The sequence below is a fragment of the Dictyobacter kobayashii genome (genome assembly GCF_003967555.1).
Classification (GTDB): Bacteria; Chloroflexota; Ktedonobacteria; order Ktedonobacterales; family Ktedonobacteraceae; genus Dictyobacter; species Dictyobacter kobayashii.
The window spans coordinates 1-15,673 of record NZ_BIFS01000002.1 but is presented as its reverse complement, the minus strand read 5'-3'; the positions used below and the strand labels follow the sequence as shown (position 1 = coordinate 15,673).

The following is a 15,673-nucleotide window of genomic DNA, read 5'->3' as shown; positions in this document are numbered from 1 at the left end:
TGAGAAGTGTGCTACGACGCTAGATCCAATGGAAGAAATATATGATACAAAAAAAACGGAGCGAATGTATCCGGGGAACTGGCGTGACGCTTGAAGTCCTTGTCGACGGCAGTGGTCCCGCCCTGGTTGTTCTGCCATCCTATGGGCGCGGAAGTGGAGAGGACTTCGACGCCTTCGCACAGATGGTGAGCGCGGCTGGCTTCACCGTTCTGCGTCCGCAACCGCGCGGCATCGGATGTTCACAGGGCACGATGAGTGGATTGACCGTGCACGACCTTGCCGCCGATATTGCGCTGGTGATTCGTTCGCTTGGGTCTGGTCAGGCGATCGTGCTGGGTCATGCGTTCGGCCAGGGGGTCGCGCGTATGCTGGCGGTGGATCATCCCTCCCTTGTCCAGGGCATCATTCTGGCGGCCGCGCAATGTAGTTCGGTGTCGCCCGAGATCAGCAAAACCCCACACCAGGCGTGCGACCTCACTGCACCGGTCGAAGAGAGACTTGCCGCCCTCAGGAAGGGATTCTTCGCGCCTGGCCATGACCCTGCTGTCTGGATCCAGGGCTGGTATCCTGAGACCATGCAGATGGAGGTACACTGTGCCAGCACAGTACCACAGTCGGAGTACTGGTCTTCTGGATCGGCCCCGATACTGGAGATCATTCCGGATTCCGATCCCTTCAAGCCACGCGCGTACTGGGGAGAACTTCGTCAGCAACTGGGCAACTGGGTGACTACCGAAATTGTCACCGACGCCAGCCACGCGCTCTTCCCCGAACAGCCGGAGCAGGTTGCCAATGTCGTCATTGCCTGGTGTCAACGTCTGCTCACTGATGGAGAGTAGGCGAAAGCAGGCGATCGGACCCCTGCTGTATCATAGAACGCAGCACACTCTCACAGCCGTTTCACATTCGACTGCAGGATATATAAAGCTTATACAGCTTACACAGAAGGAAGGCAAACGCTTATGCTTCAAAAAGCAAGCGACAAGCATCTACGCACAATCATGCTGGAGGAACATTACGCCTCGCCAGCGTTTATCAACGGTCCAGGTAGCACGCTCAAGTCGCAAACGCCGATACCAGGAGCGGATATGCCTCATTTGCTCGATCGGCTGCTCGATCTCGATCAACTGCGGCTTTCAGAGATGGACGCCGCCGGCATCGATATGCAGGTGCTCTCGTTGACCACGCCCGGCACAGAGCAGCTTGAAGCGGGCGAGGCGGTGCCCTTTGCGCGCGATACCAATGATTACCTCGCTGCTGCGGTGCGACGCTATCCAGAGCGCTTCGCCGCCTTCGCCACACTGCCAACCGCAGCCCCCGAGGCGGCCGCCGACGAACTGGAGCGCACCGTACAAACCTACGGCTTCAAAGGCGCGCTCATCAACGGTCACAGTCACGGACGCTACCTCGACGATCCACACTTCTGGCCGATCTTTGAACGCGCCGCCCACCTGCAGGTTCCGCTCTACATCCATCCCACACCGCCGCCACAGGCGGTAATCGACGCATCCTATACCGGCCACTTCTCGGCGGAGATCAGCGATGGACTGGCCACCTCGGGCTGGGGCTGGCATATCGAGACCGCCATTCATGTGCTGCGCATCATTCTCGGCGGCGCGTTCGATCGCTACCCGAATCTGCAACTGATCATCTGCCACCTGGGCGAGGCACTGCCATTTATGCTGCCCCAGCTCAATCTACGCTTCTCGCAGCAGCTGACAAAACTGCAGCGCCCCGTCAGCTCCTACCTGCGCGAGAACGTCTACTACACGATCAGCGGATTCAACTTCCTGCCGTCCTTCCTGACTATGCTGCTTGAGATCGGGGCCGAGTGCATCATGTTCTCGGCCGACTATCCCTTCGTTTCAATGGAGCAGGCGCAGACCTTTCTTGCACAGTTGCCGCTCAGTCCAGCTGATAAAGCACGCATCGCCCACGCCAATGCTGAGCGCGTGCTCCATCTCTAGAGCATGTATGCTTCGCATGGGGTCCACGCTTGCAGCGGTCGGCAGCTCCTTATTCCGAGCACCAACGCGCTTTCGCGCTACTTCCGGTCAGGTGCTCGGAGAGGAAGTACTCTCGTTCTGGCTTTGCCCAGCAGCGATGCAAGGACATCGGCGCGAGGAGCGCCGTTACGACAGGCCACGTGATGGTGGCCGAATCCGTCCGCAATCAGACTCAATTTGCCCTCGTCTTCAGGCGCGTTCTCTGTGATACTAGTAGTGGATGAAAAAGTCATAGGCTTCATCACTGAGAGGAGAACCATACTATGAAGCAACAATGGAACGTTGGTATTTTACTGTACGATCATGTCGATCTGACTGACGTTTCTGGTCCTTATGAGGTGTTTCATGTTGCCGCACGTGCTGCGGACGATGCTCCAAAGCTGCTCTCGACGCGAGCTGCTTCCGATGAGCACCCCTTTCTTATCAGGACCGTTTCTTCCAATGGTCAACTACTTCGAGCCAACAATGGACTTCGCCTCCAGCCGGATTATGCGTTTGAGCAGGCGCCTGCGTTTGATATCGTGGTTATCCCTGGGAGCAGCCTTATCGTCCTTGACCAGATATGCACTCAGGAGAAGGAAGTGATCCGTTGGATCGCCCGGGCTTCCACTCACTGTCAACTCATGACATCCGTGTGTACAGGAGCCTTTTTGCTCGCCGAGGCTGGTCTGCTCGATGGGAAGCGGGCCACCACCCATTGGTCTGCGTTCGATCGGTTTGAGCAACGCTTTCCTCAGATCCAGCTTCAGCGGACAGGCAAGTTTGTCGATGAGGGCACGATTGTCACCGCGGGAGGGGTCACATCGGGTTTCAACATGGCGCTGCATGTTGTCGAACGCCTCCTTGGAGAAGATGCGGCTCAGTTAACCGCCAGAGGCATCGATTTTCAAGTGGCATCGCGCGCATAAAGCAGCGCGCCAGATGCCTGTGATCGTCTCGATGTGCCGATCGGCATGCGCAGCGGGGGTCGGGTCGCCTCAAAGATGATGAGCGGTCATTTCTTTCTATGCAAACAAAAGGAGTTTATAGTATGAATTCTCAGCAGGTCGTCCTGGTGACAGGAAGTAAAAGCGGGTTTGGTCGCAGAATTGTTGAAACCCTGGCAACGCAAGGTCATCGGGTGTTTGCTTCTCTGCGTGACGTCAATGGACGCAACGCAGAGCATGCTAACGCATTACGTGACTTCGCGCAACGCGAGCGGCTTGATCTTTCCGTTCTTGAACTCGACATAAATGACGAACAATCAGTCAAGCAGGCCGTTGAGACAGTGATTGAGCAGGCTGGCCATATTGATGTCTTAGTGAACAATGCAGGTATCATGTATAGAGGAATCACTGAGGGATTTACGGTTGAGCAGGCGCGCACGATTATGGAGACCAACTTTTTCGGACCCCTGCACCTGGATCGCATGGTCCTTCCGTACATGCGCCAGCAGCGCAATGGATTCCTGATCCATATCACCTCGATTGCCGGTGGCATAGTTCTTCCCTACTTAACACTGTTGTCATCCAGCAAAATGGCTCTTGAAGCGCTGGCCGAGGCCTATCATTATGAACTGGCCCCGTTAGGCATCGAATCGGTCATTATAGAGCCAGGAGCGTTTGCAACAGATTTGAGTAAGAGCCAACAAGAGCCGCGTGATCAGGAGTGCCTGCTCGGTTATGGAGTCCTCAAGGACATTCCCGGAAGAGCGCCATCCGCCAACAACGGACCTGCCGCACAAGATCCCCAGATCGTTGCTGACATGGTTGCTGATCTTATTGCCCGGCCACGAGGGACACGCCCTCTCAGAGTGACTGCTGGTAACGACCTGGGCTTAGCATCCTTGAATGCCACCAAAGAGCAAATGAAACGCGCACTGCTTGATGCGCGAGACTTAACTGAACCTCTTGCATTTAAGATACCTGAGGCCTGATATGGCTGAACCTGACCTTGATCTGTTTTCGTAGAGCCTCCAGGGGTCGGAACTGAGGAAAGCAGAAGGTGGATTATTGAAGCAGTTCACCAATTCCATCCTCGAATGGGCCTGGAGCAAAAGCTGACAGAGCCCATACACCTGCTTGCGGTAGCGAGATAGAGAACAGAGCAAACTCGTGAAGAGGTTTGTGTTTGAAAGAAAAGGGGAATATGTGATGCAGAACGTGACGGTAAGTGAGCACACCAATATACCTGGCTGGATCCGCAACTTCTACGCCGACCTTGATGATCTCAAGTTTGGCAATGGATTTGATATCTTTCTTCCCGAGGCGCAGATGATCTTTGGAACTGCCAGGATACAGGGAATCGCGGCGATAAAGGACTTCTTTCGCACCATTGATAGTCCGTTAAATACCAAACACGTAGTAGAGCATTTCTGGGATGAGGGAAGCACCAAATTGATCCAGGGAAAGGCGATACTGGCGCCCGAAACCGATCCAGACAACGCCACCACGATACCATTTTTCCATGTGTTCTCGCTGGCGAATGGCCAGATGGAAAAGGTAGCGCACCTGTTCATTGTTGCTGGCCCCGTTGATCCCGAAAAAAGCATTCCCAAGATCAATCAGGAAGGGCGCTAATGTAGAGAAAAGAGTTCCAATTCTGGTGAGTGACCCACCCATGTCTTTATTGCATGGACAGGGGGCATCACGCCTTCGGTACCGAAACGTATTCGGGGAGCAGCTTGGAAGGCCACGCTCGGCGATGGTTTCCGCTTGTGGTGATGAGCCAGATAGAGAGAGGATGAGCAGGTGAGGATGGTGCTTTCCTCCTTCCACCTAACCCCACCTGCTTCAACCTTTTCTTGCCTTCCGATGCCTCGCCACGACGAGTGGTGACTCGTTCTGTCTGGTGGTGAAAAGAGGGGGAAATTTGAGCTCAAGATGCAGTTGGTAAATTAACTCAAGGATGGTCAGGTTTTGAATTGAAGGGTAGGAAATTGACGTGAATTATGGAAGCATATGTTCTATTATTTGGGAGTCCCTCTTCTGATTTGCTATGCTTCCACTAATATATTATAAATGGGATTCTATGGAAGACTTGCCGTTGGAACACTCCGCATTTCGCGCGAAGATCAAGGAGCCATCAATGCAGGCTAATCCTGAAACGGTCGTCGCAAAAATCTTGCTCAAATGAACCAGGCAAGTTAGGAAGGAGCCAAAGCCCAAACGGAATCCTGTCGGTGAACCAGAGACTGAGCGGGGCTACTGCTGAAGAAAGAATGCCAGACGGCACGCAATTACTCGATCTCAGGAAACGGGATTGTAACAGCAGGTAGTAAAGGGGAACTATCAGAACTGCTCCAGCGTCCTTCTGAGAAGAAACTATATTGTGAGTAAGGTATCAAAGGAGCCTGCCTATGTCGCGCCCGCATCATTTCCTCAAGAGTTCTTACTCTAAGATCACCATTCACCAGACTGGCGGAAGGATTGGCAACACTCAATGAGGTTCCTCTCCTGAAGATGGGGTCATACCAACCTGACAAAAGTCTGATTTACAAGGCGTCGATGGAAGGAAACCAGATATGCAGTGTGATGCAGTTTCGCGCCATGGAGTGCAGGGATGTGCCAGGTGATGCCTTCTCGCGACTCGTCGCGACTACTCACGCCTCGTGGGGACGAGTGAAGACGAGTACATGTGATGGTGCGTCCACATAGGTACTCTGATACCGGAGAGGTGGGGAAGCAGAAGAGGAGGAATGTGTTGCTGGAGTGAGTGTGAGAGGCGTGTTGTCGGAGTAGGAGCGGAGGAAAAAGGCACAAAAAAAGAGCTGCGCGTGACGGTCGCTCAAAAAAGCTTACCCCTCAAGTAAAGCTGATGTTGGCCCAAAAATCAAGGGAGCGTAATTTATCTCAACATCAACGAATAGCTGTGAGTTAACGCTGGTACTCAATACCAATGGCGATACGATTGTTTCAAAGTGCAGAAAACTAAGCGCATCCCATACATCCATCAAGGTTGTCACGCCACTTTTGCTTTGAAATTGCTGCTGTACTTTTTTGGTGAACTTGCCATGGTTTTCCTCCTTAGAAAAACACCTCTCCTTCCTGCTATTTTATCTCATGGACCTGTCCAGTTTTCTTGGTACCAGTATACATATCTCCGGTCCAAATGATGCCGCGTGAACCACAGATAGTCTCGAGGGTCCCACCCCTCGAGACTATCTGTGGTTCACGCGGCAAGCAATTCAGCCACCCATTGGAGGATCCTCTCCAATTCAAAAGGCTTCCGCAAGGTTCTCAGGTGCACCTCGCTGTGAGCGGCTGCAGGCACATCTGCACTCATGAGAATAATAGGGGTATGGCGAGATGCCTCTCTCTTGCGCATCCAATGGGCAAGTTCCAGACCATTCATGCCTGGAAGATGGTAATCCAGGAGCACTAACATTGGAGTTTCTGTTTGCAACACATCCTGCGCCCTTTCTCCACTCAGTACGTGCGATACCTGATAGGATTCATCCTGGAAGATATCCACAAGAAGGCCACCTAGGATAGGATCATCGTCGACGATGAGAATATGGTTGCCGCTGGTCTGTTGAGAGCGTATTTGTTGCTCCTTCTCCATTGCTCTTGCTCCTTTCTCCTACAGGAAGGTATTCCGGAGTGGGCAGGGGGAACGTGATATGAAAGGTTGCACCTTTTCCCAGTTCGCTTTCAACGCGAATGGTTCCCCCATGATGCTTGATAATTTCTGCGACAATATACAAACCCAGCCCGAGACCTGGAAAGGCGTGCTGCTGTAAGGGAGCCGCCCGGTAGAAGCGGTCAAAAATTTTCTCCTGTAGCTCCTGTGGAATGCCAATCCCCTGATCACGGATACTGACGGTGACGCTCTCCTCCGAGGTCGTCAATAGCACATCGATCAACGGAGCGGAGGGCGCGTATTTAATGGCGTTGCTCAGAATATTCAAAAAGATGCGCTCGATGCGGTCGCGATCTCCGATGATAAAAACGGGTGCCGGGGTGCGATGAAGGGCAATGGTATGGGTTGTTTGCATCCGCTGAAAAAGGCTAATGACCTCTCTGAGCACCATATCCAGATCGACCAGGTCTCTGGCATATGCCAGCTTTCCCGCTTGCATACGTGAGATATCAAGTAACTCGTCGACCATGCGTGCAATCGCATTCAGTTGCACGTCCATGCGATCAGACGCGATCTCGAGATCAGAAATGCCCTGCTTCTTGAGTTGCTTCCGTAAAACTTGATTTTGCAGTTTTAAAGAGGTGATGGGCGTTTTCAGTTCATGACTCACGATGCTTACAAAAGAGTCCTTCCGCTGCTGCAACTCGTGACGAGCAGCATTATCCATGACAATGCCAATGCCTTGTAGCATCTGGCCATGAACAGCGATGCCCCCCAATAAAACAGGGAGCTTGCTACCATCTTTACACACCAATTCTGTTTCGAACGGGGTCTTGTAGTGTTGCACCACTACTTCCTGATGGACCTGTTCCGGAAATGAAGAGGCGAGTGCCGGCGTCGTTGTTGTCCACTGAATATTTCGCTGATCCAGGTCTTTCTGGCTATATCCTGTCATGCGGAGAAAGGTGGTATTCGCATCCACAATCTCATTATCCTCAGCGACAAAGATGCCAATCAAGCTGGAGCGCATCAGCAGGTCCACACGCTCCTGGCTCTGACGCAATGTATCTTCGGTTTGTTTCTGGTCATCGATGTCGGTGCAGCTAACCATCCATCGTACAATCTTTCCCGCTTCATTATAGTATGGGACAACCTGTGCGAGAAACCAGCGATAGGCACCTGTATGTCCCTCTCTCAGACGATATCTCACGGTAAGCGGTACACCGGTCTCAAAAGCCTGTTGCTGCAGTGCCAGAACGTATGCTCGGTCCTCAGGATGAAGGTTCTCAGGCCATATTTCTTGCTGCAAGAACAGGTTAGCACGGGAAGGCAATTGTTGTTCACCGCTATAGTCACGCCAGCGTTGGTTAGTATAGGCAACGCAACCATCCGGTTGAACGATCCAGATCAATTGAGGCAGCGCATCAATAAACGCATACTGCTCGTTGCTCTTCTCTTCCCATTTTCTTTCTTCGGTTATAGATTTCATGTCGTCATGTCCCCTTTCACATACCTCATCCTTGATACACAGTCTCTCCCGCTTGCTAGATAGTCGCCAGGAACGAGTCGAAGCCCGTCATGGCTCTCTTTCCATGGTTGGATGGTTGGATCAGGACCAATCAACCACCTATTGATACGATAGCCCACGACGGAGGGAGAGCCAATGGTCAATAGAGCCAGGAAACGGACGGATCTGGCCATTTGATAATTGCGCGGAATCTTCGAACTCATTTCAGATGAGAGGCTTTCGACGCTTCCTCATTCCAGCCTTTGTGTTGTTTGTCGAATAAAAGGGTTCTCCCGCACAAATAGTGCTCAGTAATAACAGGAACTGCAGCCGTCGTTCGTAAAAGGAATCAGGTACGATATTGAACAGGCTTGCATGTATGCGTGTGCGAGAGGGAAGGATGAGCCTCTAGCCGGTGTGTGCAGTGTCCTGCATGTTCATAGGGGAAGAGGGAGCCCTTTGGTGATGTGAGAGGAGTGTGCTTTTTTGTGGTATATATGGTGGTGCGCCGTCACATATAGCAGCGTTGGGTGACGGCTTGTGTGGGAGCATGGAGTGAACATACGCTCATCATGTGCTCATCACTCTGTAATCACTTTGCCTGTTATTGTTCTGATGCGCGTTTTGTCAGGTGGCCTGGCACGGTGGGGAGATGCGGTTGTATGCCATATTGTGCATATTTGTGTAGGAACGCGCTGCGAGGAGAGGAGGAAGGGCGACGGGTTACCAGGAGTTGACAAGAATTGACGTTTGTTGCCCTGTGTTGCCATAAATTGACAAACATGAGTTTGCGGTGCGCAGGGAGTGTGGTTTTTGTGTGCGGCAAATATGTCGCTGCACCGTCATAAATGAAGAGCGAGGGCAGAGAGGGATGCGGTCTTGGATGAGATGGCGCAGATCAGTCAGGAAGCGGGAGAATATGAGGCCCAGAAAGGATGGCATGATGGGGAAAGAGGTGTTCTACGAGGAGATTGTGATTTTTCACCAGTGGCTGTAAACCCCTGGTGATATTCCATTCCCACGGAATTTGTGTTTGTGGCAGGATGCCAATTCTTACAAGCAGCCAAAGCCGGAGATGTGGGGACGCAGACCTGTTCTTGTCTCTGTTGTTTACGAAGCTGCGTGATAAAGAGCCGAAGTAAAGGCTCCGAGCCAGTATATCCGGCCAGTGTGATCTCGTGGTAGATCTGGGTTCCGTTATGGCACCCTTGTGCCCAGCGTTCCAAAATCAAGGTTTGTAGGGATCAAGAATGCTCGGCTTGGGCACAGAAGGGACCCGTTCAGGGAAACCCTCAGCCTGAATGAATTGCATCACCTTGTGGCGAGAGAGTTGCAAACGACGGGCAATTTCACGTCCGGAAAAGTCTTGTTGGTGGAGTTCTCGAACCGCTTCATAGCACGCATACCGTCGTGCTCGGCTCGCTTGTTTGCGTTCTTGCGCCAATGTCACCTGCGTTTGAGAGGTAGTTCGATCTTCATACTCTCGCAAGCTTGCTGACATCTTGCGAAAAAGAGGCTTCTCTTGATCGGCAGGAGGAGTAACAGAGGAGGCATTCTTTGGTCTTCCTCGCGCTTTTTGTGGAATGGCATCCGAAACAACTTCCTCGGCTTCTGGCAGCAGGGTATGTTTGCGAAGCAGAAAATCACGGAGATGTTCGCGGAGATTTTTTAACAGGTGAAATCGATCCGCAACTTCGAGTGCCTGTGGTGCTCCTTTTCGTACCGCCTCAGCGTAGGCACCTGCACGATCCCGGCTGACGACCTCAATTTCTGGATGAAGCCGTAACCAAGCCTCCACTGTTTCGGCCTTGCGGTCGGGGAGGATCTCGATGGGGCATCGCCGCTCAAGATCGACGAGAATACTTCCGTATGTCATACCTTTTCGCCAGGCCCAATCGTCCACGCCAAGAATTCGAACGGCATCGGGAGTTGGGACAGACCGCTCGCGCATGCGACGAAGCAGCGTCGTTGCGGTGACTGACATTCCCAACTTCGGAGCCAAACGCACTCCTGCCTCTGCACAGGTAGCAACCCCCACGTCCTGGAGAGCTTGGAGCAAACGGTTGGTCAGGCGCGCATACGGGCGCACGAAATCTGGCATACGCTCAGTAAAAATTTTGTGAGAGCACGCTGGGACGCCGCAGATAAATTTCCGCACAGTGAGAGCCAGGGTCACCTGACGGCCGCTGCTTGGAACATCGGCGACCAATCTTCGATATGAACTATGTATTCGTTCTGAACGCTGCTGGCATCCTGGGCAGAGGGCGAAAGAAAGATGGCAGGTAATGCTCACCACCAGGCCAGTGTCTGAGGCTTCAAATCCCAAAATGCTGATCCCGTCGGGGAGAGGAAAAAATGGAGAAGAGATTGTGTCTGAATTACTCATCGAACTGCACTCCTTGCCACATGTGTCTCACAGCCATGTATCGATGACAGTCTATCAAATCTCTGCAGCTTTGTTCAAGCAATCAAGCTCACTTTTTGTGGCGGAGAGCCAGAAAAGGGAGCCACCAGGCCCCCAGTGATAAAGAAAAGGTTGCCAGAAGAGGAGCTGCAGGCTCTTTGTGTGGTGGGAAGAAGGGAAGTGATAAAAGAGTGATATTGATTGATACATAGAGAAGAGGTGAATGAACATATAGGAGGATATGGAAATAGGGAAGTGATAACGAAAAGGTTGCCAGGGAGCGGGGGAGGCATGTATGATAGGGAGAAAACAGGCAAAAGAGAACTGATGATAAATGTGAGGAGGAAGAGGCAGTGGCGATACGAGAGGAAGAAAGGGAACAGATTCGACGGGCGTATTATGTGGAGCGCAAGAGCCAGCGGCAGATTGCGCGCGAGGGGGATGGAGTCGGAAGGTGATCAAGGAGGCGGTGGGGAGTGAGGGCAGGAAGGTGAAGGGGAAGAACGAGCCAGGCAGGCGGCAGGGAAGGTTGGTGTATGAGCCGTATCGGCGGCGTGTGGAGGAGATGTTGGAGGAGCAGGAGCGTTTGCGGTGAAGCAGAGATATACGGCAGCGCGGATCTATGAGGTGATTCGAGAGGAGGGATATGGCGGGTGTGAGTCGCGGGTGCGGATGGAGGTGGGGAAGTGGAAGCGGCGTCGGGAGTCTGGGGAGGTGTATGTGCCGCTGAGCTATGAGCCCGGGGAGGATGCGCAATGTGACTGGGTGCGCCGTGTCGGTGCATATGCAATACCCGTGTAACACGGGAGAGGAAGGGGTAATGAACCTCTAGGACATCCAACGACCTGGAGCGGAAACGCAAAGGGGAAAACAGCATGTTGGAAACGCGGAGAACCCTTGAAGGCATGTAAAGAGTTGCTCTGCAAGTCCTGTGTGCATGGTGAAGCTGGCCAATTGCTAAACCTGAGTTCTCGCATGATGATCACTTGCATCCGTTAAAACCATGCCTGAAAGAACGACATCAGAAAAGCATGAGACCCCAGTCCTCATGATAACACCCCCTCTGATGAATGGCGGGTAATGAACCGAAAGAGAACAAACGGGCACCTAAACACACTACACGTTGCATATGCGCAAAAGCGGGATCGCCTAAAAGTTGCGAAACTCATGGCGACGGAACCCCCATACGAGACTTCAATGGAACAACGCTGATCCAACGAAATCAAAGGGGCAGCCTGCGAAGGCAGGCCAGAGTGCGTGAAAGATACCCACGCAGAGGGAAGGTATCAAGAAGTTACTAATGCATGGAGGTATGCGAAATTGCAGACAACCGAAACGTATTTAGGGCTTCTCCGTGAACGCGGCAAGCGGGGCTTGCATTAAAGCGCGTCTACAGACAACTGTACAACACAAATCTGTACTTAACTGCCTACGGTCGAGTCTACGAAATGCTGGCGCGATGACGCCCGGCGTGACGGAAGAAACGGCTGACGGCCACTCTCTGGAAACCTTTGAAGCCATCATTGCTGCACTGAAGAGGAACGATATCAGTGGCAACCAGCGCGAAGAACTACATCTTGAAAAAGAACGGGAAAAAGAGACCGCTCGGCATACCTGTTTTGGAGTGACAAACTCTTGGCTGAGGTTATGAGAATGATCCTAGATGCCTACTTCGATGGGACATTCAGCGAACACTCTCACGGCTTCGTGAAGGACGAGGATGCCATACGGCTCTCCGAGAAGTCTACCGAATTGGCAAGGCACAGTTTGGATCATCGAGGGCGACATAGCTGACTGTTTTGGCTCCCTTGACCATAATCTCATCATTTCGGCACTCGCGAACACATCCAGGATGGGCGATTTCTCAATCTCGTCAAAAAGCTTCTCGATGCAGGCTACATGGAAGACTGGAAGCTCAACAACTAGTGGAAGTTCCACAGGAAGCTTGATCGGTCTCTCCAATATCCTGCTTCAGAAACTGGATAGATTTTGTGGAGACGAACTTATCCGAATACACAGAAGGGAGTAAAAAAGGCCAAATCAGTGAATTACCATCGCCTGATTAACCGCGCCCCCGGAACAACAGCGGACAGAAGAGAGCTGCCACAAGATCAAAGCAACCAGGCCCAATAAGCTTCCCTCCATCGGTCCCAAGCCCCGGCTTTCGACCTACTGAGATACGTAGGTATCAAAGATTTTCGCCCTGTCGTTTGTTGGCTCCAAGGAATGAAGCAGAGGTTATTAGCAACGGCTCCGAAAGTTTCTGCTTGAAGAACTCAGCTCAATCTCTCGACGAGAAGATCGTTTGATTACCCACACACGGGACAGCGCTGCCAAATTCTCAATTAAACGAAATACGATTCACTGGGACACAAACCGACGCGACAAAAACGGGCCGAAGAGGCCGAACATCAATGGAGGCCGGTCGAAAGTACCAGAAAGGTCGGTCGAAACAAATGCAAGCAGTAATCGCAAAGGAAAGCCTCTCACGAGCAGAGTTGCTCCAACGAGAGACTTCACATCATGCATTACAGCTTGAATATTCGGGGGTTGTAAATTACGTCCGGATGGCCCTTAACCTTTAACGCTCCCGCAAATCAAGTGGGTGATGAACAATCGCTCACGAAACGTTTAGCGAGCAAACCAAAATATATAAAGAAGGTTACCGAGTAACAAAGGGAAATAGATAGTCAGAGGGGTAAGAAAATAACGAAAGCGTTGCAGAGTCACGGTCTCGCGTGAAGGGAACAAGACTTGTAGCCACTTGGGGAGGCATCTCTACCTGGATGCACCGCACCATTTGAGGACGAAATGAAGCAATAGCCTGGATTACGGTCAGAAATAGAACGGCGACCCTGGCCCAAACATGTGAAATGCGGGGCCGCATGACCACTTAAGATAGAAGGTGCATCACATCGGGATTGAAAAACTGAACAAGTAACAGGTCGAGAGAAGCCGCAATGGGTCCCACTATGGCCGCTCGGAGAAAACGCTCGTCCCTGCCAACACTGCCTTGGACAATCAAACAGGACGCCACACAGACGCAACAAGTATCAACGCTCAGGACAGGAGAACTATGAATGCTGGAAAGCCGGTGCGTTGAAAGGCGCCGCGGGTTTGGAGGGAGCCGGTCAGAAAAGGAAAAACAATGTCACCTTCGCTGCTGGCTACCTACGGGGACGGTGGTGGACTGGGGGGAACGAGCCGGTGAAGGTGCAGTATTTGTGTTGGGATGTTATTTCGACGGGCAACTGATGTAGGAGGCGTTCCCGACGCAGCGGCTGGATGTTTTTTGCAAGGGCATCGGGATGCCTTTGCGTACTTTGGGGGGGTGCCGCAGCGGATTATTTCATGATAATGTGGCGCTGCGTGATGTAGCGGAGGGAGGAGAGCGGACGCGAGAGGAGAAGGAGTTTTGTGGGATGCGGAGCCACTATCTCTTTGAGTCAGCGTTTTTGTACGCCCTACTGCGCGAGAAGGAGTCGGAAACTGGGGTGGGATTAAGAACGCATAGTCTTGTGCCCGTGACGCGGGTGAAAGCTATAAGATTTGAATGAGGTGTTTTTGCGGGAAGCCTATCAATGCGAATAAAGGAGAATGGGAAGGTAGGTTAGAGGGGAGAAGAAACCACGATCGGAGAGATACTGGGAGAAAACGTGGGCATCTGCGAGGGTGCGGCAGGGAAAAAATAATGAAGTGCGGAGATTCGGGAAGCGAAGAAGTGACGGTATAAGTAAAAATTGAAAAATATTGGACGAATCGGTATATAATAATGCCACTAGTGACTGAAGCGAGCAGGTAAAGAATAAGTCGGCGTTTCATGCTGGAGATGTGGCGGAAAGACGTGAAGTGGTCGGCAGCGGCACGACGAGACAAACTATGAGCGAAGAGGGGAGTGTAGACAAACCGCGCATTAGTGTGGATTGATCAATGCAAGAAGCCAGGATCGTTCGAGCATGCCGTTGCTTAAAAAGAAAAACTGGCGAGTTTTTCGAAGTGGCTCAAAAGAGTGCAGGTGAAGAAGTGGCCGGAGAAAGAGGGAAGGGTGAAAGAGTTCATAGGAACTGGGCGTGTTGAAATCAAGAGATAATACGAGAGCGAGGTGATTGAACTGGCGATCAAGCAGGCGTTGGCCTATGGGTGTGTGCATGTGGATGGGGTGGAGTATTGCGTCTCGGAGTTGTTGGGAGCAGAAAGGAGTGGAGGCAAGAGGAGAAGGGGAAGCCAGGAGTCTGAGGATTGATCTGGCGAGGTATGAGCGATCGTGACAAGCCGGTGGTAGAGGAGGGATGTATGACCCAGAAAGCGTTACGGAAGAGTATTTGGGGCAGCTGAGGCTGTCAACGTTTGTGCAGAACTATGAACAATATGCGCAAGATGCGCGCGTGGAGACTCGACGCCTGAGCAATATTTGTTGGCGTTATGTGAAGCGGAGATGGCGCAGCGGAAGGTGAATCGGATTGAGCGAGCGATTGGGGCGGCGAATTTCGATCATCAAGGATGTATCGAGCTTTGATTTAGCCAGGTAGGAGGGGTAAATAAGGTCGAGTGTTGAAGCTGGCGCAAGGAGGATATATTGAGCAGGCGGAACGATTATTCTGATGGGCAATCCTGGATTGGGAAAGACGCATATTGCGACGGGATTGGGGATGGCGGCGTGTCGGCAGGGGAGACGGGTGCGGTTTTATAGTGCGGCGGGAGTGGTGAATGAGTTGTTGGTGGAGCAAAAGGAACTGCGTTTAACGAGGGTGTTGGGCAACTGAGGAAGGTAGAAGTGTTAATCCTGGATGATTGGGATTATAATCATTTAACCAGAAGATGTGCCGGTCATCAGTGTTATTTCAGCTGTGTTAGACTCTTATGAAAGTGTCACTTGTTAGCAATACCGATCGATTTGCGGTTCTGCCGATTGGAATAGCGTGTTTTTGGAGATAGCGGATGAGGCGGCGCTGTTAGATGGTTACGGCAATCGCGCGCACATGTTGAGTTTGTCGGAGAGATCGATGTTTCGAGAGGGCTTGCAGAAAGATTGGAGCAAGATGACGTACGGAGCAGGGGTGGAGCTGCGCTCATGAGAAGCTGAGAAAGGCGGGGGTGAGCCAAGGGGCGAGTGCCTGGTTGATCGTGGAACGGCCTCTAGAAAGGAAAAGGGTGGAGAAGCCGGGGAAGGCTTGAACGAGCGCTTTTTTTTTGGTT

General features: G+C 52.1%; 9 protein-coding genes. 6 read left to right on the top strand and 3 right to left on the bottom strand.

Annotated features, from left to right (window positions below; genetic code table 11):
* Positions 1-41: 41 nt before the first annotated feature.
* The 5 genes from EL645_RS26940 to EL645_RS26920 all read left to right on the top strand — a co-directional run bounded on the left by EL645_RS26940 (position 42) and on the right by EL645_RS26920 (position 4,564).
* The gene (locus EL645_RS26940; RefSeq protein WP_126554418.1) at positions 42-839 is read left to right on the top strand and encodes an alpha/beta fold hydrolase; all 798 of its coding nucleotides are present in this window, start codon (positions 42-44) and stop codon (positions 837-839) included.
* Between the two features lie 123 nt (positions 840-962).
* Entirely contained in the window at positions 963-1,967 is a 1,005-nt protein-coding gene (locus EL645_RS26935) for an amidohydrolase family protein (RefSeq protein WP_126554416.1), read from the top strand.
* A gap of 302 nt (positions 1,968-2,269) precedes the next feature.
* On the top strand, positions 2,270-2,914 hold the full coding sequence (locus EL645_RS26930) for a DJ-1/PfpI family protein (RefSeq protein WP_126554414.1): 645 nt from the start codon (positions 2,270-2,272) through the stop codon (positions 2,912-2,914).
* 122 nt (positions 2,915-3,036) lie between these two features.
* Positions 3,037-3,921: an SDR family oxidoreductase gene (locus tag EL645_RS26925; RefSeq protein ID WP_126554412.1), complete on the top strand. Its 885-nt coding sequence runs from the start codon at positions 3,037-3,039 to the stop codon at positions 3,919-3,921.
* Between the two features lie 217 nt (positions 3,922-4,138).
* Positions 4,139-4,564: a nuclear transport factor 2 family protein gene (locus EL645_RS26920; RefSeq protein WP_126554410.1), complete on the top strand. Its 426-nt coding sequence runs from the start codon at positions 4,139-4,141 to the stop codon at positions 4,562-4,564.
* A 1,591-nt stretch (positions 4,565-6,155) separates the two neighbouring features.
* Here the strand turns inward: EL645_RS26920 and EL645_RS26915 are convergent.
* From EL645_RS26915 to EL645_RS26900, 3 genes are all read right to left on the bottom strand, one after another.
* Entirely contained in the window at positions 6,156-6,548 is a 393-nt protein-coding gene (locus EL645_RS26915) for a response regulator (protein ID WP_126554408.1), read from the bottom strand.
* Entirely contained in the window at positions 6,481-8,055 is a 1,575-nt protein-coding gene (locus tag EL645_RS26910; RefSeq protein ID WP_126554406.1) for a sensor histidine kinase, read from the bottom strand. The genes EL645_RS26915 and EL645_RS26910 overlap by 68 nt, the downstream gene beginning before the upstream one ends.
* Before the next feature lie 1,246 nt (positions 8,056-9,301).
* Positions 9,302-10,459, bottom strand: a complete 1,158-nt coding sequence (locus EL645_RS26900; RefSeq protein ID WP_126554402.1) for an ISL3 family transposase — start codon at positions 10,457-10,459, stop codon at positions 9,302-9,304.
* A gap of 4,619 nt (positions 10,460-15,078) precedes the next feature.
* On the opposite strand from EL645_RS26900, the gene EL645_RS45805 reads away from it, so the two are divergent.
* Entirely contained in the window at positions 15,079-15,240 is a 162-nt protein-coding gene (locus EL645_RS45805) for an ATP-binding protein (protein ID WP_126554400.1), read from the top strand.
* Positions 15,241-15,673 lie beyond the last annotated feature (433 nt).